Raw genomic sequence first — 18,025 nt, forward strand, 5'->3', positions numbered from 1 at the left:
GATAAATTGCAAGAAAATGTGACATAAGGCACATTTTCTTGCTGATAAAGAAAGAATGTCAGACGGGCTTCCCCTGCAAAATACGCGCAGGATTAGCCTTTATGTGATGCTGTTTCTGCATGATGGCTGCGATGACGGTGATAGCCGTCAATCATGCTGCGAAAGATTTGCCCCGGCGTGTCACCCAATGTGCACAGGTAAATATGTGCACAAATGAACAAAATGCCAACAATCGCCAACACCATATGCAGCACCAGTACCACCGGCCCGGCGCCTATAATCTGCGGGTAAAGACAGAGCAACCCGGTAATGATTAACAGCGGAACCAACGCATACATGATGGCCAGATAGGCTAACTGTTGCAGGGGATTAAATTTATTCTCCGCTGTTGCCGCAAACGGATGAGCCTCACCTTTCATTATCCCATACAGATAAAAACGTGTTTGCAGCAGGCAGCGCGTTATCAACCCGCTGAATTGCACACGATAGTGACAACCGTTGCCGCTGGTGGCATTGATCATGACGAAGCCAAGCCAGAAAGCCAGTAATGCGAATCCACACCAGGTGTGCACCTGCACCATCAGAGCTACCGGTCCGATAGAAAAATGGCCGAACAAACCGCTGAGCAGAAGCAGGATAAAAAGCAGCGCATTTCCCCAGTGCCAGCGGCGGACAGCCAATGAGTAGAGATAGTCACGGTGCTCTTCTCCGGCTGCCGTTTTGGGCGCCAGCATTCGACGCAGCAGCGCATGTACCACCAGACCGGCAATCATCAACAGAATGACTACGCCTGCATAAATGAGCCACAGCGGCCAGTAGTCTGGCGCATAATTAAGCTCTGCTCCCCAGATAGAATTCATACTTTTCCCTCCTGATGAATCTCTTTACGCCGGAAAATACTCACTGCACCACTACGCGTATTCTGCTGACGGTAAACCTCTTTTTGGTGAATCCAGTGTTGAATTTCAGGGTCATCACGGCGACCAAACTTCAGCGCATCCGTAGGGCATACGGAAACACAGGCTGGCGGTTGTCCAGCGTCCAGACGGGTGTCCGCGCAAAAGTTACATTTATCTGCAATTCCTGTTTGTGGGTTCAGATAACGCACATGGAACGGACAGGCGGCAACGCAATAATCACAGCCAATACAGCGGGACTTGTCCACCTGCACGATGCCGTTTTCATCCCGAAACGAAGCGCCAGTCGGACAGACGCTGACACAAGGCGCATCTTCGCAGTGCTGGCAGGAGACGCGGACAAACTGAAAGTGAGACAGCACCTCAGGTTCATTTTCCGGTGAGCGGATCTGTACCTGTAGCCGACTAAAACCTTCTGGCACGTCATTCAGGACTTTGCAGGCAACTGTGCACGCCTGACAACCAATACAGCGTTTCTCGTCATGCAGCATGACATACGGATTTGTTGACTGATTCATGATGTTCTCCTTTCTCATGCCCGACGAAGCGTAACGCCAGCGGTGTGAACCACCGTGCCGGAAACCGGACTGGTCACATGCGGAAGCAAGTTGCCACAGTGGATACCATGCGTTGTCGCCGCGGTTTTCGCGCCGGCCTTGGCGCCGAATCCCATATAGACAAACAGCGTATCGGGTCGAATACCGGCAGTGACCAGCGCTTTGCCTTTCTCCTTACCTGTCGCATTTTCAAGCCAGATGTCATCGCCGCTTTTAATCCCTTTTTCGCCAGCCGTTTTCGGGTGGATCCACACCGCGTTATCCCACATAAGCTCGCTGAGTAATGGGACATATTGCGTCGCGCCATTGGTGTGAACCGCGACTTTGCCTTGAATGAAATAGAGTTCATTGTCGGCCTTGAGCGCAAAATTGCGTGCACACGGAATACCATAGCCCGGCAGGAGGGTCTCCAGTTCTTCGGAATAAAGTTCGATCTTCCCGGATGGGGATTTGAAGCGCAGTTGTTCGCCATACGTACCGTCATTGTCAACGGCCACGGCGCCCGGATAGTGCGCAGTAAACTGGCGTACCGATTCAGGTTCGCGTAGTAACAGCGGTACGCCCCACTCCCGATACCCTTTCTGGCGCAGTTCCGCAGATAACGCATGATCACCATTGAGCTGATACAGCTGGCGTACTTGCATATCTTGCCACGGATAGTACTGCCCAAGACCCAGTTGCTCACCCAGCTCTTTCCAGATTTGCCAGCTTGGGCGTGCATCACCAATAGGTTCAACGACCTGCTGGCGCAGCGCATAGGCCGGATTCAGCCCCGACATATCAGAGATTTCTTCATCGCGTTCAAGGTAGGTGCATTCAGGTAACAGGTAATCGGCATAGGCCGCGCTTTCGCTTAAATAGACATCGCAGCTCACCACCAGATCCAACTGCTCAACGGTTTTGACCAGATCCGGTCGACAGGTCACCGTTTGAAAAGGGTTATGCCGGGACATAATCCATCCTTTCACCGGATAAGGTGTCTGGTTTAACACAGCATCGATAATGCTCTGCACCACCCCACCACCCGCAGCGATGTATTTGAATTGCGGCGCGACCAGGTCAATACGCTGTGCCGTTGGCTTAGGAAGTTTGGCATCCGGTTTCGCCAGCACCGGAGCCACCTTCTCTCCCGCCAGCTTATTGTAGGTTGCAGCGGCTTTTTTCTGGTACATGCCGCCTTCGCGCTCAATATTTCCCAGCAGCACGTTGAGGGTGAAAATCATGCGCCGCATGTCGATCTCTTCCTGCGAAAAAGTCGCACGGTGACCTGGACTGACAATAGCATGGGGGGCGCAGGCCGCCATTTCTCGAGTCACCCGGGTAATGACATCCGCAGGCACGTCGGCCAACTTTTGTGCCCATTCCGGCGTAGCCTCTTGTACCGCCTCGGCCAGTTGGTCAAACCCTGTTGTATAGCGTTCAACGAATTCCGCGTCATACAATTTTTCAGTAACCATGACGTGACACATTGCCATCAGCACCGGTAAGTCTCCCCCTGGTTTAATCGCATGCCATTCATCCGCCTTACTGGAAAATACCGACAGCCGGGGGTCGAAGCTGACCATCTTCGCGCCCTTCTCTTGTGCGGTCATCAGTTCATGAGTATCGGCAACCTCAATCCCTTCATAGAGGTTATGTCCAAAAGAGACCATGTAGCGGGTATTGGCGATATCCATTGCTAAATCCCCACCCATCATCACTTTGGCGGCAATGGCTTTACCTGCTGGACAAGTTGAAGCGTGCGTAAAGGTATTTGGTGAACCAAAAGCCGTCGCCAAATGAAATAAATGGCCGGAAAGCGAACCGGATTTAGAGGAGAATACAACGCCCTGCGGCCCGTATTGTTTTTTTATTGCTGTCATCTTTTCGGCAATTTCTTTATATGCCTGTTGCCAGCTAATGACCTGCCATTCTCCACTGCCACGTGGCCCGGTGCGTTTCATTGGTTTAACAATCCGGTGCGGGTCGTTTACCAGGCTAACACCGCTGCCCCCACGAGCACAAACGCGCGTGCCTTGCTGAGGGGCATTAGGGTTTCCCTGGATAAAAACAGTTTTATTATTAATCACCTGAGCCTGAATTGGACAGCGAAAGGAACACATTTCGCACAGACTTGGCGTCAGGGATGTTTTCCCTTTAATACTCTCTGGCGAATTTCGCGCCAGTGCGCCAGGTGGGAAACTTCCTATTGCACAGGCCGAGCAGCCAATACCCACGCCTCGCAAAAAATTACGCCGACTAATGCTCATATAACCTCCTGTTATTAGATATATCCAATGATTATATGGCCTTTAAATTATTAATTTTTAACCTCACTCACATTTCATTACAATGAAGTTTCGTTAACCAGCAAGAATAAAACCTATTGTTTATAAAAGAGTTTTAAAGTTTCCAGAACACACTACCAAACGTAAAAATAACAATAATAGTTCTTAATTAGATTATTTATAAACTCACAAGATAACGTGATCTTATTTCATGAAATATCCTTAAAACCTCAAACCTATTAATTCGTTTTCGTTTAATCACGCTTATCTCAATTTTATTGCGGCCACCGCCGAGCATTGATAATCCCGTTGCTGATTACCGCGCTATTTTTTGGTATTCTTAGATAAGCGCTAAATTGATCCCGGACATAACTGAACAATGAATGACGGCAAGCAGCAACCTGGTTTTCTCTTCCACGATTACGAGACCTTTGGTACCCATCCGGCACTGGACAGACCCGCGCAGTTTGCGGCCATACGCACAGATAACGATTTCAATATCATTGGCGATCCCGACGTTTTTTACTGCAAGCCCGCCGACGACTATCTGCCACAACCAGAAGCGGTGCTGATAACCGGTATTACGCCGCAAGAAGCACGTGATAAGGGTGAGAATGAAGCCGCTTTTGCTGCCCGCATCCATGCGCTGTTTACCGTGCCGAAAACGTGTATCCTCGGCTATAACAATGTGCGCTTCGATGATGAAGTGACACGTAATATCCTGTATCGCAATTTTTATGATCCCTACGCCTGGAGCTGGCAGAACGACAATTCTCGCTGGGATTTGCTGGATGTGATGCGCGCCTGCTATGCGCTACGACCGGAAGGGATCAACTGGCCAGAAAACGACGACGGTCTCCCCAGTTTCCGCCTTGAGCATCTGACCCGCGCCAACGGCATTGAGCATGCTAATGCCCACGATGCGATGGCAGACGTGTATGCCACCATTGCGATGGCACAACTCGTAAAATCACGTCAGCCGCGTCTGTTTGACTATCTCTACAGCCACCGTAATAAACACAAGCTGGCTGCGTTGATTGATGTCCCGCAAATGAAGCCCTTAGTGCATGTATCTGGGATGTTCGGTGCATGGCGAGGTAACACCAGTTGGGTTGCCCCGCTCGCCTGGCATCCGGACAATCGTAATGCGGTTATTATGGTCGACTTAGCCGGTGATATTTCTCCCTTGCTGGAACTGGATAGCGACACCCTGCGCGAACGTCTTTACACCGCCAAAGCCGATCTGGGCGATAACGCAGCGGTGCCGGTTAAACTGGTGCATATCAACAAATGCCCAGTTCTGGCACAGGCGAATACGTTACGTCCGGAAGATGCCGATCGCCTCGGAATTAACCGCCAGCATTGCCTGGATAATCTTAAAGTCCTGCGTGAAAACCCGCAGGTGCGCGATAAAGTGGTGGCTATTTTTGCCGACGCAGAACCCTTTACGCCATCGGATAACGTAGATGCGCAGTTATACAACGGTTTTTTCAGCGATGCCGACCGCGCCGCAATGAAGATCGTTCTGGAAACCGAACCTCGAAATTTACCCGCACTGGACATCACTTTTGTCGACAAGCGCATTGAAAAACTACTGTTTAATTATCGCGCGCGCAATTTCCCCGGGACACTGGATGAAGGGGAGCAGCAACGCTGGCTGGATCATCGTCGTCAGGTATTCTCACCGGAGTTTTTGCAAAACTACGCTAATGAATTGCAGATGTTGAGTCAGCAATATGCTGACAACAAAGAGAAGCTGATGCTACTGAAATCACTCTGGCAGTATGCGCAAGAGATAGTCTGAAGATAAAATACCCTCCGCCAGACGGCGGAGGGATCGTGTTTACGCTTTCTGCACCGTAATGCTCCAGGCGGCGTCCCCCACCTGTTGATAATCAGTAATCACATGCCCTTCTTCTGCGGCCCATTGCGGGATCGCTTCGGTTGCCTGAGTACAGTCAAACGCGATCACCAGTTCGTCACCACTTGCCATTTCTGCCAGTGCCGCTTTTGCTTCAATCAGTGGAAACGGACAAACCTGTGTGACCACATCCAGTTTTTTAATTGCCATCATCAAATCCTTACGCTTAATTTGCCGCAGCAGCGGTTAGTTTTGCCTTACGCTGCGGTCTGATATACACAATCCATGACGCGGTCCAGACGCCGAGAATCATAAAGACCAGGCCAACCCATCCCTGCCAGGTCATCATCGCCGTCATAACCAGACCGTTACCAATCGAACAGCCACCCGCGATGCTGGCACCAAAGCCCATTAACAGACCGCCAAAGCCGCTACGCAGCGTGGTGGAGGCGTCGGCTGCACGAACGCGAAATTCGCGACTGGCTTTCGCAGCAATAAAAGAGCCGAGAAAAATGCCCAGCACCAGGAACACTCCCCAGTTAATAAACTTACTGTCGCCTGCGACTAGGAATTGCAAAATATTGGCGGTTGGTGACGTGATACCCAGGCCAAACATTCGTCCGGTTGCTTCGCTCAGCGGCCATGCCAACAGCGCAATCAGCCCAATCAGAACCGCAGTAACAAATGGGTGCCAGCGCTTCTCAAACAAAATATGCGCAAGGCCGGTACGACGAGGCGGTAGCGTAGCGACTTTCAATTTTGGTTTTCTCAGCTCTTTCGCCACCACCCACAATGTAACCGCCAGCAGAATAGCGATCAGTGGCCACACGGACAGGTTCAACGTGTCTGCAATGGAATTATGTTCAGTACTGTAGGTTTTCAGCGCCTGATTCAGCCCACTAGCATGCGTAGAGCGCATCACCGCACTCATCACCATGTAGGTAAACAACGCAATCCAACTGCCAATAAGTCCTTCTCCTGCACGATACCAGGTTCCGGTAGCACACCCGCCCGCATAAACAATTCCGATACCAAAAACATAACCACCAACAACGGTTCCCAGCCATGGGAAAGTGCCGGCGTCATAGGTGAGCGCACCCGTCTGGATCAGCGCAAAGACACCCACGCTTTGCACAGAGATGGCTATCAGTAGTGCGTAAAACATACGATTATTTTTCGCAATGTACATATCGCGAAAACCGCCCGTCAGACAGAATCGCCCACGTTGCATGACAAAGCCAAGCAGCGCGCCACAGATGAGCCCGCTTAACATCATTGAAAACATAAATTAATTAGCCAGAAGTATATTAGTCAGGAAATTATTCATGACTAGCTGGTTCAGAACCAATAACCAAATTCTCTAATTTAGAACTAACAGTTATTAATACTGGCTGGAAATAAAACAAAGGAATAAAAAAACCGGAGAGCATGTCTCCGGTTTTTTCGATATCAGATGAGGTGATTACGCGATATCTTCATCGTACTGCGGTACCGGGTTGCGGAAACTCTTGGTCACACAAGCCAGGTAGATCAGACCAATACCGGCCCAGATCAGCCCCAGAACCATAGAGCTCTCTTCCAGGTTCACCCACAGCGCACCCACGGTCAGCGCACCGCACATCGGCAGGAACAGATACTGGAAGTGGTCTTTCAGCGTCTTGTTACGCTTCTCACGGATCCAGAACTGGGAGATTACCGACAGGTTAACGAAGGTAAACGCCACCAGTGCACCAAAGTTAATCAGCGCCGTCGCCATCACCAGGTCGAAGTTGATTGCCAGCAGAGCAATCGCACCAACCAGAATGATGTTCATGGACGGAGTACGCCATTTCGGGTGTACATAGCCGAAGAAACTTTTCGGGAATACACCGTCACGCCCCATCACGTACATCAGACGCGCTACGCCTGCATGTGCCGCCATACCGGATGCCAGTACGGTAATGGTGGAGAAAATCAGCGCGCCGACCTGGAAGAACTTACCAGCTACGTACAGCATGATTTCAGGCTGTGAAGCATCCGGGTCCTTGAAGCGAGAGATATCCGGGAAGTACAGCTGCAACAGATAGGTGGAGACAATAAAGATCAGGCCACCGATCAGTGCGGTCAGGAAAATTGCACGCGGGATCACACGCTCAGCATCCTTGGTCTCTTCAGAGAGGTTGCTGATACCGTCGAAACCGGTGAACGAGAAGCACAGAATAGTAGCACCCGTGATCATTGGAATCACGTGCGCGTCACCTGACCAGAACGGACGGCTGCTCACCAGCGTACCCGCACCTTCCCCTTCGAAGACGCCATAAACGACCATGCCGAGGATCACCGCAATCAACACGACCTGCAACAGCACGATCACAGTGTTGAAGTTCGCGACAGATTTGAGGCTGCGCAGGTTAAAAGCAGTCATAAAGGCCACCAGTGCTACCACGAACATCCATGACGGTATCGACGGCACCAGGGCTTCAAAATAGATTTTCGCCAACAGAATGTTGATCATCGGTGCGAACAGGTAGTCCAGCAGTGATGACCAACCCACCATAAAGCCAACGGTCGGGCTAATGGATTTCTGGGCGTAAGTGTAGGCAGAGCCTGCAGACGGATAGCGACGCACCAGTTTACCGTAGCTCAGTGCGGTAAAAAGGATGGCGATCAGTGCAAAGGCGTAAGCTGTCGGGACGTGACCATCGGTCATTCCTGATACGATACCGAATGTATCGAACAGCGTCATCGGCTGCATATAGGCAAGGCCCATCATGACAACCGGAACCAGCGTAAGCGTTTTACGTAATTCCACGCGAGAGGTGTTTGGAGTAGCGTTATGCGACATGGTTATCCTCCATTACGGCGGAAACCGTCGCGTAAGCAAAAAATTGCCCCATTTTTTGTTAATCCTCAGCGACAACAACTGTCGATTTTTAAGTAAGTATCTATCCGGTACGAAGCCCGGCCTCTTTTATGAATGATTGGTTTGATGCAAAAAAATAACCGACGCGTATTAAAACGTCGGTTAATCTCATTTTTTGCAAGCGGCGCATTGTGCACTAAATTAGGGCGAAATGACAAGAGAATGAGAGCCTTGTCAAAAAATATTTTTTCCTAACTGATTGATTTATCGACAACCGTTTTTACATAGACACCCGCGATAGCACTATTTGCTAAAATTTCATCCCGCCACCATGCACTGGCTAATCCTGCGGTCTGCTCGTTCCAGCCAATCCACACGGGTTCAAACAGAATTTGCGCGACAACTTTCTTCTCAATCAGTGCCCCACTGTCCAGAAATCGTTGTGCCAGATAGCGCGGAATATAACCACATCCCAGGCCACTTATCTGCAGTTCCAGTTTGGTTTTGAAGTCAAAAACGGTGATGGCTTCCTGATCGTCAAGAAGCTGAGAAGCTGATACGTTCGTGGGATGCGCATTATCGCCGACCACAATGGCGCGAAAACGTTTGATCGTTCTACGACTCAACGGTTCCGGCTCCTGCGCCAATGGATGATGGGGGGCAACAACAAAAGCCTGTTCAAGCACGCCCATGCGCGCAAAACCAAAGTCACTCGCTGTTGGTGGATCACGCATGGCACCCACAATGATATCGGCCCGGCCCTGAATCAGGGCATCCCAGGAACCGCCCAGTACGCCATTGATAAATTTAAGACGCGTTACGCTGTGGTGTTGATAGAAAGATTCGATGAGTGGGGCAAGAAGAGAAAAGGGAAAGGTATCGTCTACGCCGATAACCAGTTCATTCTCCCAGCCTTCATGCAGTTTGATGGCCTGCTTTTCAAGTTCGCGCACGGTATGTAATACCTCGCGTCCCTTTTCCAGCAGCATTTGTCCAGTACGGGTAAATTTGGCCCGGTGCCCACTGCGATCCAACAACTGAATATTAAGATCGCTTTCCAGTTTATGGACGGTATAACTCAGCGCTGACGGCGTCTTAAACAATTTTGCTGACGCCGCCGCGAAACTCCCCTCTTTCTCTAACGCATCAAGAATGATCAGTACATCCAGCAGTGGTTTCATACTCGCCCCCTGGCGGTATACAGCGACACTCTGCTGATCTGTCACTCCATCGGCATCACCAGCGGATCGGGATACTGGTACTCAAACCCAAGCTCATTACAAATTCGGTTGCCATCAATGACTTTACCTTTACCGTTATCCACTCCGTCCCGGAAATCCGGTGGTTCCATGCCCAACAGACGAGCCATCTGAGGGTAGAACACATTGCGCGCCGGGTGCATAGGCGCACATATATTATAGATGTGTCCCCCTTTAGGCGCTTGTAGTAGCAACGAGATAGCAGAAACCACATCATCCAGATGCACCAGATTGACGCCATGCTGTCCATCAGGTGCTGTTTTACCCGCAAAGAAGCGACCTGGATGTCTGCCCGGTCCCACCAGGCCTGCCAGGCGCAGAATATCCACCGACGTTCCTGGCAGATTGTGCAGCCAGTCTTCAAGTTCTTTCAGGACACGACCACTTGCCGTGACCGGATTGCGTGGTGTGCCCTCTTTCACCGTCCCCTGCACATCACCATAAACCGAGGTGGAGCTGGTAAAAATAATCCGTGGAATACGATACGCCAGCGCACTGTCGACCAGTTCCTGCATTGCCTGCAAATAAAACGTCTCGCCCGGGCCACTACGGCGTGCAGGCAGGGTGATGACCAGCGCATCCGCATCCATTAGCGCATCGAGATCGTCAGGTTCACAGACCAGTTCAGGCTCCAGACGCAGCGAGTAGCTTTCAATACCGCTCATTCGGGCCGCTTCCACCCCATCCAATGTGGTTTTGCTGCCGGTAACCTGCCAGCCCCTGGCCGCCAGAGACATGGCTAACGGCATGCCTAACCAACCTAATCCGACAATTGCGACCTTTTTCATGCCTTTTCTCCTGACTTTTGGCCTATAACCCAAGGCTACGCCAGCCCACGGTGGCTGACAATTTATAGTATCAATATGAAATGAATTAATGATCAAAAAAAGCCCTTGCTTTCCGTGGCTAAAGTGGTTTAGGTTAAAAGACATCACATGAATAAACATTCATCGAGAAAATTTATGACACGCGCTCAATTTAAACACCATCATCACCATCATCCTGACTAGTCTTTCAGGCGATGTGTGCTGGGAGACATTTAAATCTTCCAGCGGTGCATGAGCGTATGAGAAAGCCCCCGGAAGATTTCTTCCGGGGGCTTTTTTTTTGTGCGTGACCCAAACCGATTCAGACAGGATAACGAGGAATAAAGAATGTTAGACAACACCCGCTTACGCATAGCTATGCAGAAATCAGGCCGTTTAAGCGATGACTCACGCGAATTGCTGGCCCGCTGTGGCATTAAAATTAATCTTCACACCCAGCGCCTGATTGCGATGGCAGAGAATATGCCTATCGATATTCTCCGCGTACGCGATGACGATATTCCGGGTCTGGTCATGGATGGCGTCGTTGATCTCGGCATCATCGGTGAAAACGTGCTGGAAGAAGAACTGCTTAACCGCCGGGCGCAGGGTGAAGATCCTCGTTACTTTACGTTACGTCGTCTGGACTTTGGCGGCTGTCGTCTTTCGCTGGCGACTCCGGTTGACGAAGCCTGGGACGGTCCATCTGCACTGAACGGCAAACGTATCGCCACCTCTTATCCGCACCTGCTCAAACGCTATCTCGACCAGAAAGGGGTTTCGTTCAAATCCTGTTTGTTAAACGGGTCTGTCGAAGTTGCTCCCCGTGCGGGACTTGCAGATGCAATCTGCGATCTGGTCTCCACTGGTGCAACGCTTGAAGCCAACGGCCTGCGTGAAGTGGAAGTCATTTACCGCTCCAAAGCCTGCCTGATTCAGCGTGACGGAGAAATGGCGTCAGCGAAGCAACAACTGATTGATAAGCTGCTGACCCGAATTCAGGGGGTTATTCAGGCTCGCGAATCTAAATACATCATGATGCACGCGCCAAGTGAACGTCTGGACGACGTTATCGCCTTGCTGCCAGGCGCTGAACGCCCAACGATTTTGCCACTGGCCGGCGATCAGCAGCGCGTGGCAATGCATATGGTTAGCAGCGAAACCCTGTTCTGGGAAACGATGGAAAAACTGAAAGCGCTTGGTGCCAGCTCCATCCTGGTGCTGCCTATTGAGAAGATGATGGAGTAATTCTACTTATGCTGCCCGGTGACGTTTCGCTTGCCGGGCCTACAAGACCCGTAGGCCGGATAAACAACGAGCCATCCGGTAAAAAAAGGAAGACGATTATGAGCTTTAATACCATCATCGACTGGAATAGCTGTACTGAAGAGCAGCAAAGTGAATTACTGATGCGCCCGGCAATCTCGGCTTCAGATAGCATCACCCGTACCGTAAGCGAAATTCTGCATAACGTAAAGTCGCGCGGTGACACAGCGCTACGTGAATACAGCGCAAAGTTTGATAAAACTAACGTGAGTGCGCTGAAAGTCAGTGCTGAAGAGATCGCCGCCGCCGGCGCACGTCTTGGCAATGACCTTAAACAGGCCATGGCAGTCGCCGTGAAAAACATCGAAACGTTTCATAACGCCCAACAACTGCCGGTAGTCGATATTGAAACGCAGCCCGGTGTACGCTGCCAGCAGGTTACCCGCCCGGTAAATTCTGTTGGACTGTATATTCCCGGGGGCTCCGCACCACTCTTCTCAACCGTGTTAATGCTCGCCACCCCGGCCCGCATTGCTGGCTGTAAAAAAGTGGTGTTGTGCTCTCCCCCACCTATCGCCGATGAAATTCTGTATGCCGCACAGCTCTGCGGCGTACAGGACGTGTTTAACGTCGGGGGTGCGCAAGCTATTGCCGCGCTGGCATTTGGCAGCGAATCCGTACCGAAAGTGGACAAAATTTTCGGCCCCGGTAATGCCTTTGTGACCGAAGCCAAGCGTCAGGTTAGTCAGCGTCTGGACGGTGCCGCCATCGATATGCCAGCAGGCCCGTCTGAAGTGCTGGTGATTGCCGACAGCGGTGCCACGCCGGATTTCGTTGCCTCTGATTTACTCTCGCAGGCCGAACACGGCCCCGACTCTCAAGTGATCCTGCTGACGCCAGATGCCGGTATGGCCAGCCAGGTCGCTGAAGCAGTAGAACGCCAGCTTGCAGCGCTGCCACGCGCTGAAACCGCGCGGCAGGCGTTAAGCGCCAGTCGTCTGATTGTCACCCGCTCTCTCGCGCAATGCGTAGCGATTTCTAATGCGTACGGTCCGGAGCACCTGATCATTCAGACCCGCAATGCTCGCGAACTTGTCGATGACATCACCAGTGCGGGCTCTGTCTTTCTCGGTGACTGGTCACCGGAATCTGCCGGTGACTATGCCTCCGGGACTAACCACGTGCTGCCTACCTACGGCTATACCGCAACCTGCTCAAGTCTTGGACTGGCCGATTTCCAGAAGCGGATGACCGTACAGGAATTATCGCCGCAAGGTTTCTCTGCCCTGGCCGCAACCATCGAAACGCTGGCCGCCGCTGAACGACTGACAGCCCACAAAAATGCCGTTACCCTGCGCGTTAACGCCCTGAAGGAGCAAGCATGAGCACTGACAACATTCTCAGCGTTACTGATTTAGCCCGTAAAAATGTCCGGGAGCTAACACCGTATCAATCTGCCCGCCGTCTGGGTGGAAATGGCGACGTCTGGCTCAATGCCAATGAGTTCCCCACTGCCGTTGAATTCCTGCTGACTCAGCAAACACTGAACCGTTATCCGGAGTGTCAGCCGAAGGCAGTAATCGAGAACTATGCGCAGTATGCCGGCGTTAAGCCAGAGCAGGTACTGGTCAGCCGCGGTGCTGATGAAGGTATCGAATTGCTGGTACGTGCTTTTTGCGAGCCGGGTAAAGATGCGATTCTCTACTGCCCGCCGACCTATGGCATGTATAGCGTCAGTGCAGAAACCATTGGCGTTGAATGTCGCACCGTACCGACACTTGCCGACTGGCAACTGGATTTACAAGGCATCGCTGACAAGCTTGATGGCGTGAAAGTGGTTTACGTTTGCAGTCCCAATAACCCGACAGGCCAGTTGATTAACCCGCAGGATCTGCGTTCACTGCTTGAAATGACGCAGGGTAAAGCCATCGTGGTCGCCGATGAAGCGTATATCGAGTTTTGCCCGCAGGCTACACTGGCGGGCTGGCTATCGGAATACCCAAACCTGGTGGTATTGCGCACTCTGTCTAAAGCGTTTGCCCTTGCCGGTTTGCGCTGCGGATTTACGCTAGCTAATGAAGACGTTATCAACTTGTTGTTGAAAGTGATTGCCCCTTACCCGCTCTCTACACCGGTGGCAGATATCGCCGCTCAGGCACTAACACCGCAAGGCATTTCCGCCATGCGCGAGCGCGTGGCGCAGATTCTGCAAGAGCGTCAGTACCTGGTTGATAGCCTGAAAACCATCCGCTGTGTAGAACAGGTTTTCGACTCTGAAACCAACTATGTTCTGGCGCGCTTCACAGCATCAAGCAGCGTATTTAAATCTTTGTGGGATCAGGGCATTATCTTAAGAGACCAGAACAAACAACCTTCATTGAGCGGCTGCCTGCGTATTACTGTCGGAACCCGTGAAGAGAGCCAGCGCGTCATTGACGCCTTACGTGCGGAGCAAGTATGAGCCAGAAGTATCTTTTTATTGACCGTGATGGAACCCTGATTTCCGAGCCGCCCAGTGACTTTCAGGTTGATCGCTTCGACAAGCTTGCCTTTGAGCCGGAGGTGGTCCCGGTCCTGCTAAAACTACAAAAAGCAGGTTTTAAGCTGGTGATGATCACCAACCAGGATGGACTGGGAACACAGAGCTTCCCACAGGCAGATTTTGACGGTCCGCACAACCTGATGATGCAAATTTTCACCTCGCAGGGTGTCATATTCGATGAAGTACTGATCTGTCCGCACCTGCCGGCAGACGCATGTGATTGTCGTAAACCCAAAGTGAAGCTGGTCGAGCAATATCTGATTGAACAGGCGCTGGATACCGGGAACAGCTACGTGATCGGCGATCGCGCAACCGACATTCAACTGGCGGAAAATATGGGCATCACCGGGTTACGCTATCACCGCGACACGCTGAACTGGGCAATGATCGGTGAGCAGCTAACCAAACGGGATCGTTACGCCCACGTTGAACGTAATACAAAAGAAACGCAGATTGACGTTAAAGTCTGGCTGGACCGCGAAGGCCGCAGCAAAATTAATACCGGCGTCGGCTTCTTTGACCACATGCTGGATCAAATCTCGACCCACGGTGGTTTTCGCATGGAGATAGCCGTCAAAGGCGATCTGTATATTGACGATCACCACACCGTTGAGGATACCGGGCTGGCTCTGGGCGAAGCCTTAAAACTGGCACTGGGCGATAAACGAGGCATCAACCGTTTTGGTTTTGTGCTGCCGATGGACGAGTGCCTGGCACGCTGCGCCCTGGATATCTCCGGGCGTCCACACCTGGAGTACCGGGCTGAGTTTACCTACCAGCGCGTCGGCGATCTGAGTACGGAGATGATCGAACACTTCTTCCGTTCGCTCTCTTACACCATGGGTGTCACATTACACCTTAAAACCAAAGGTAAAAATGACCACCACCGCGTGGAAAGTCTGTTCAAAGCCTTTGGCCGCACGCTGCGCCAGGCTATTCGCGTAGAAGGCGACACGCTTCCTTCTTCAAAAGGAGTGCTGTGATGAACGTGGTGATCCTCGACACCGGCTGTGCCAACCTGAACTCGGTGAAATCCGCCGTCGCACGCCACGGTTATGATCCGGTAGTTAGCCGCGATGCGGATGTTGTGCTGCGTGCCGATAAACTGTTTCTGCCTGGTGTGGGTACCGCACAGGCGGCAATGGATCAGCTACACGAGCGTGAGCTGATTGAACTGATTAAAGCCTGCACACAACCTGTACTGGGGATTTGCTTAGGTATGCAGCTGCTTGGTCGGCGCAGTGAAGAAAGCAACGGTGTCTCCCTACTGGGGATTATTGATCAGGACGTACCCAAAATGACCGATTTTGGTCTACCGTTGCCGCATATGGGCTGGAACCGTGTCTATCCACAGGCCGGAAACCGCCTTTTCCAGGGCATTGAGGATGGGGCGTATTTCTATTTTGTACACAGCTACGCCATGCCGGTGAACCCATGGACTATTGCGCAATGCAACTACGGTGAGCCCTTCACCGCAGCGGTACAAAAGGATAATTTCTTTGGCGTGCAGTTCCACCCGGAGCGTTCAGGTGCCGCTGGTGCGAAGTTGCTGAAAAACTTTCTGGAGATGTAATGATTATTCCGGCATTAGATTTAATCGACGGCACGGTTGTGCGTCTTCATCAGGGCGATTACGCAACGCAGCGTGATTACGGTAACGATCCCCTGCCCCGTTTACAAAGCTATGCCGCACAAGGCGCAAAGGTACTGCACCTGGTGGATCTGACCGGTGCAAAAGATCCGCAGAAACGGCAAATACCGCTGATTAAAACACTGGTGGCTGGCGTAAACGTACCGATGCAGGTAGGGGGTGGCGTACGTACTGAAGAAGACGTCGCCGCGCTGCTGGATGCGGGCGTTGCACGTGTGGTTGTCGGCTCGACGGCGGTAAAATCGCCCGAACGTGTTAAAACCTGGTTCACGCGTTTTGGCGCTGACGCGCTGGTTCTGGCGCTGGATGTGCGGATTGACGAGCACGGGAAAAAACAGGTTGCGGTAAGCGGCTGGCAGGAAGACTCCGGCGTTTCTCTGGAAGAACTGGTTGAAACCTATTTACCCGTTGGCCTAAAGCATGTGCTGTGCACCGATATCTCCCGCGACGGCACGTTGGCTGGCTCAAACGTTGCACTGTACGAAGAAGTGTGTGCGAAATACCCCCAGGTGGCATTTCAGTCATCCGGCGGGATTGGTGGGATTGACGATGTCGCCGCCCTGCGCGGAAGCGGTGTTGGCGGCGTCATTGTGGGTCGTGCTTTGCTGGAAGGTAAATTCACCGTTGAGGAGGCCATCCAATGCTGGCAAAACGCATAATCCCTTGCCTTGATGTTCGTGACGGGCAGGTTGTCAAAGGTGTTCAGTTCCGCAATCACGAGATTATTGGCGATATCGTTCCATTGGCAAAACGCTATGCCGATGAAGGCGCAGATGAGCTGGTTTTTTACGATATCACCGCATCGAGCGATGGTCGCGTGGTGGACAAAAGCTGGGTATCACGCGTGGCAGAAGTAATCGACATTCCGTTCTGCGTCGCCGGTGGGATTAAATCACCAGAGGATGCCGCAAAGATACTGTCTTTCGGCGCAGATAAAATTTCTATCAACTCCCCTGCTCTGGCTGACCCAACGTTGATTACCCGCCTGGCGGATCGCTTTGGCGTGCAGTGCATCGTGGTGGGTATCGACACCTGGCATGATGCACAAACCGGGAAGTATCACGTCAATCAGTACACCGGAGATGAAAACCGTACGCGCGTTACACAGTGGGAAACGATCGACTGGGTAACAGAGGTGCAAAAACTGGGCGCCGGTGAAATCGTTCTTAATATGATGAACCAGGACGGCGTGCGTAACGGCTACGATCTTGAGCAATTGAAAAAAGTGCGCGAAGTTTGCCACGTTCCGCTGATCGCCTCAGGCGGTGCCGGAACGATGGAGCACTTTCTCGAAGCCTTCAGGGATGCGGATGTCGATGGCGCGCTTGCCGCCTCTGTCTTCCACAAGCAAATTATCAATATTGGCGAATTAAAAGCGTACCTGGCAACACAGGGCGTGGAGATCAGGATATGTTAACCAAGCAACAATGCCGCGAACTGGACTGGGAAAAAACCGATGGGATGATGCCAGTCGTTGTGCAGCATGCAGTTTCCGGTGAAGTGTTGATGCTCGGGTATATGAACCCGGAAGCGCTGGATAAAACAATCGAAAGCGGGAAAGTTACCTTTTTCTCGCGTACTAAACAGCGCCTGTGGACCAAAGGTGAAACCTCTGGCAATTTTCTTAATGTCGTCAGCATTTCCGCTGATTGCGACAACGACACCCTGCTGGCGCTGGTTAACCCTATTGGGCCAACCTGTCACAAAGGAACCAGCAGCTGTTTTGGTGAGTCCAGCCACCAATGGTTGTTCCTGTATCAACTGGAACAACTCCTGGCTGAGCGCAAAACGGCAGATCCCGCCAGCTCCTATACCGCAAAATTATACGCCAGCGGTACGAAGCGAATTGCCCAGAAAGTTGGAGAGGAAGGTGTTGAGACAGCACTGGCCGCAACCGTGCATGATCGTTTCGAGTTGACCAATGAGGCATCGGATCTGATGTATCACCTGCTGGTTCTGCTGCAGGACCAGGATCTTGATCTAACGACGGTGATTGAGAATTTACGTAAACGTCATCAGTAATAGACTGATACCGGCATCATGCCGGTATCTTTATT

The 18,025-nt window shown here is 51.8% G+C and carries 18 protein-coding genes, 1 pseudogene and 1 other annotated feature; of the genes and pseudogenes, 10 read left to right on the forward strand and 9 right to left on the reverse strand.

Features of this window, described 5'->3' with window-relative positions:
* Positions 1-92 precede the first annotated feature (92 nt).
* The 3 genes from phsC to phsA are packed head-to-tail and all read right to left on the reverse strand — an operon-like array spanning position 93 to position 3,723.
* A complete protein-coding gene (phsC, locus tag OGX95_RS01660) occupies positions 93-860 on the reverse strand; it encodes a thiosulfate reductase cytochrome B subunit (RefSeq protein ID WP_286628094.1) in 768 nt (255 codons plus the stop codon).
* A complete protein-coding gene (phsB, locus tag OGX95_RS01665; RefSeq protein WP_286628095.1) occupies positions 857-1,435 on the reverse strand; it encodes a thiosulfate reductase electron transport protein PhsB in 579 nt (192 codons plus the stop codon). The genes phsC and phsB overlap by 4 nt, the downstream gene beginning before the upstream one ends.
* Before the next feature lie 14 nt (positions 1,436-1,449).
* Positions 1,450-3,723, reverse strand: coding sequence for a thiosulfate reductase PhsA (phsA, locus tag OGX95_RS01670; RefSeq protein WP_286628096.1), 2,274 nt, complete (start codon positions 3,721-3,723; stop codon positions 1,450-1,452).
* Between the two features lie 397 nt (positions 3,724-4,120).
* On the opposite strand from phsA, the gene sbcB reads away from it, so the two are divergent.
* Positions 4,121-5,545 (forward strand): exodeoxyribonuclease I, encoded by a 1,425-nt coding sequence (gene sbcB, locus OGX95_RS01675; protein WP_286628097.1) that lies wholly within the window; start codon positions 4,121-4,123, stop codon positions 5,543-5,545.
* A 39-nt stretch (positions 5,546-5,584) separates the two neighbouring features.
* Here sbcB and tsuB read toward each other — a convergent pair whose 3' ends face one another.
* The 6 genes and pseudogenes from tsuB to OGX95_RS01700 all read right to left on the reverse strand — a co-directional run bounded on the left by tsuB (position 5,585) and on the right by OGX95_RS01700 (position 10,491).
* The gene (tsuB, locus tag OGX95_RS01680) at positions 5,585-5,812 is read right to left on the reverse strand and encodes a thiosulfate utilization sulfurtransferase TsuB/YeeD (RefSeq protein ID WP_200005963.1); all 228 of its coding nucleotides are present in this window, start codon (positions 5,810-5,812) and stop codon (positions 5,585-5,587) included.
* 16 nt (positions 5,813-5,828) lie between these two features.
* Entirely contained in the window at positions 5,829-6,887 is a 1,059-nt protein-coding gene (gene tsuA, locus OGX95_RS01685) for a thiosulfate utilization transporter TsuA/YeeE (RefSeq protein WP_286628098.1), read from the reverse strand.
* Positions 6,888-7,064: 177 nt separating this feature from the next.
* The gene (gene plaP / locus OGX95_RS01690) at positions 7,065-8,426 is read right to left on the reverse strand and encodes a putrescine/proton symporter PlaP (RefSeq protein ID WP_048218046.1); all 1,362 of its coding nucleotides are present in this window, start codon (positions 8,424-8,426) and stop codon (positions 7,065-7,067) included.
* Positions 8,416-8,478, reverse strand: a complete 63-nt coding sequence (yoeI, locus tag OGX95_RS22920) for a membrane protein YoeI (protein ID WP_101741514.1) — start codon at positions 8,476-8,478, stop codon at positions 8,416-8,418. The genes plaP and yoeI overlap by 11 nt, the downstream gene beginning before the upstream one ends.
* A 162-nt stretch (positions 8,479-8,640) precedes the next feature.
* Positions 8,641-9,625, reverse strand: a pseudogene (locus OGX95_RS01695) (LysR substrate-binding domain-containing protein).
* 41 nt (positions 9,626-9,666) lie between these two features.
* Positions 9,667-10,491 carry an SDR family oxidoreductase gene (locus OGX95_RS01700; protein ID WP_286628099.1) on the reverse strand — a complete coding sequence of 275 codons (825 nt, stop codon included), beginning with the start codon at positions 10,489-10,491 and terminating at the stop codon, positions 9,667-9,669.
* A gap of 174 nt (positions 10,492-10,665) precedes the next feature.
* Between OGX95_RS01700 and hisL the strand changes: the two genes are divergently transcribed.
* The 9 genes from hisL to hisIE all read left to right on the forward strand — a co-directional run bounded on the left by hisL (position 10,666) and on the right by hisIE (position 17,990).
* On the forward strand, positions 10,666-10,713 hold the full coding sequence (gene hisL / locus OGX95_RS01705) for a his operon leader peptide (RefSeq protein WP_100250077.1): 48 nt from the start codon (positions 10,666-10,668) through the stop codon (positions 10,711-10,713).
* Positions 10,689-10,811 (forward strand) — a sequence feature (His leader region). It overlaps the preceding gene by 25 nt.
* A gap of 46 nt (positions 10,812-10,857) precedes the next feature.
* The gene (gene hisG / locus OGX95_RS01710) at positions 10,858-11,757 is read left to right on the forward strand and encodes an ATP phosphoribosyltransferase (RefSeq protein WP_286628100.1); all 900 of its coding nucleotides are present in this window, start codon (positions 10,858-10,860) and stop codon (positions 11,755-11,757) included.
* A gap of 98 nt (positions 11,758-11,855) precedes the next feature.
* Positions 11,856-13,160 (forward strand): histidinol dehydrogenase, encoded by a 1,305-nt coding sequence (gene hisD / locus OGX95_RS01715; RefSeq protein ID WP_286628101.1) that lies wholly within the window; start codon positions 11,856-11,858, stop codon positions 13,158-13,160.
* A complete protein-coding gene (gene hisC / locus OGX95_RS01720) occupies positions 13,157-14,236 on the forward strand; it encodes a histidinol-phosphate transaminase (protein WP_286628102.1) in 1,080 nt (359 codons plus the stop codon). The genes hisD and hisC overlap by 4 nt, the downstream gene beginning before the upstream one ends.
* Positions 14,233-15,300 carry a bifunctional histidinol-phosphatase/imidazoleglycerol-phosphate dehydratase HisB gene (hisB, locus tag OGX95_RS01725; RefSeq protein ID WP_286628103.1) on the forward strand — a complete coding sequence of 356 codons (1,068 nt, stop codon included), beginning with the start codon at positions 14,233-14,235 and terminating at the stop codon, positions 15,298-15,300. Before hisC ends, hisB begins: the two co-directional genes overlap by 4 nt.
* A complete protein-coding gene (gene hisH, locus OGX95_RS01730; protein ID WP_005128083.1) occupies positions 15,300-15,890 on the forward strand; it encodes an imidazole glycerol phosphate synthase subunit HisH in 591 nt (196 codons plus the stop codon). The genes hisB and hisH overlap by 1 nt, the downstream gene beginning before the upstream one ends.
* Complete coding sequence (gene hisA / locus OGX95_RS01735; protein WP_286628104.1) at positions 15,890-16,627, forward strand: 1-(5-phosphoribosyl)-5-[(5-phosphoribosylamino)methylideneamino]imidazole-4-carboxamide isomerase; 738 nt, start codon at positions 15,890-15,892, stop codon at positions 16,625-16,627. The genes hisH and hisA overlap by 1 nt, the downstream gene beginning before the upstream one ends.
* Positions 16,609-17,385 carry an imidazole glycerol phosphate synthase subunit HisF gene (hisF, locus tag OGX95_RS01740; protein ID WP_040231909.1) on the forward strand — a complete coding sequence of 259 codons (777 nt, stop codon included), beginning with the start codon at positions 16,609-16,611 and terminating at the stop codon, positions 17,383-17,385. Before hisA ends, hisF begins: the two co-directional genes overlap by 19 nt.
* The gene (gene hisIE / locus OGX95_RS01745; protein ID WP_048212023.1) at positions 17,379-17,990 is read left to right on the forward strand and encodes a bifunctional phosphoribosyl-AMP cyclohydrolase/phosphoribosyl-ATP diphosphatase HisIE; all 612 of its coding nucleotides are present in this window, start codon (positions 17,379-17,381) and stop codon (positions 17,988-17,990) included. Before hisF ends, hisIE begins: the two co-directional genes overlap by 7 nt.
* The last annotated feature ends 35 nt before the right edge of the window (positions 17,991-18,025 follow it).

The sequence above is a fragment of the Citrobacter sp. Cu233 genome, assembly GCF_030332225.1.
Lineage (GTDB): Bacteria > Pseudomonadota > Gammaproteobacteria > Enterobacterales > Enterobacteriaceae > Citrobacter.

What these genes read in the sequence shown, in the direction of transcription:
- phsC (WP_286628094.1), bottom strand. Translation starts at nt 860, where the DNA reads ATGAATTCTATCTGGGGAGCAGAGCTTAATTATGCGCCAGACTACTGG.
- phsB (WP_286628095.1), bottom strand. Translation starts at nt 1,435, where the DNA reads ATGAATCAGTCAACAAATCCGTATGTCATGCTGCATGACGAGAAACGC.
- phsA (WP_286628096.1), bottom strand. Translation starts at nt 3,723, where the DNA reads ATGAGCATTAGTCGGCGTAATTTTTTGCGAGGCGTGGGTATTGGCTGC.
- sbcB (WP_286628097.1), top strand. Translation starts at nt 4,121, where the DNA reads ATGAATGACGGCAAGCAGCAACCTGGTTTTCTCTTCCACGATTACGAG.
- tsuB (WP_200005963.1), bottom strand. Translation starts at nt 5,812, where the DNA reads ATGGCAATTAAAAAACTGGATGTGGTCACACAGGTTTGTCCGTTTCCA.
- tsuA (WP_286628098.1), bottom strand. Translation starts at nt 6,887, where the DNA reads ATGTTTTCAATGATGTTAAGCGGGCTCATCTGTGGCGCGCTGCTTGGC.
- plaP (WP_048218046.1), bottom strand. Translation starts at nt 8,426, where the DNA reads ATGTCGCATAACGCTACTCCAAACACCTCTCGCGTGGAATTACGTAAA.
- OGX95_RS01700 (WP_286628099.1), bottom strand. Translation starts at nt 10,491, where the DNA reads ATGAAAAAGGTCGCAATTGTCGGATTAGGTTGGTTAGGCATGCCGTTA.
- hisG (WP_286628100.1), top strand. Translation starts at nt 10,858, where the DNA reads ATGTTAGACAACACCCGCTTACGCATAGCTATGCAGAAATCAGGCCGT.
- hisD (WP_286628101.1), top strand. Translation starts at nt 11,856, where the DNA reads ATGAGCTTTAATACCATCATCGACTGGAATAGCTGTACTGAAGAGCAG.
- hisC (WP_286628102.1), top strand. Translation starts at nt 13,157, where the DNA reads ATGAGCACTGACAACATTCTCAGCGTTACTGATTTAGCCCGTAAAAAT.
- hisB (WP_286628103.1), top strand. Translation starts at nt 14,233, where the DNA reads ATGAGCCAGAAGTATCTTTTTATTGACCGTGATGGAACCCTGATTTCC.
- hisH (WP_005128083.1), top strand. Translation starts at nt 15,300, where the DNA reads ATGAACGTGGTGATCCTCGACACCGGCTGTGCCAACCTGAACTCGGTG.
- hisA (WP_286628104.1), top strand. Translation starts at nt 15,890, where the DNA reads ATGATTATTCCGGCATTAGATTTAATCGACGGCACGGTTGTGCGTCTT.
- hisF (WP_040231909.1), top strand. Translation starts at nt 16,609, where the DNA reads ATGCTGGCAAAACGCATAATCCCTTGCCTTGATGTTCGTGACGGGCAG.
- hisIE (WP_048212023.1), top strand. Translation starts at nt 17,379, where the DNA reads ATGTTAACCAAGCAACAATGCCGCGAACTGGACTGGGAAAAAACCGAT.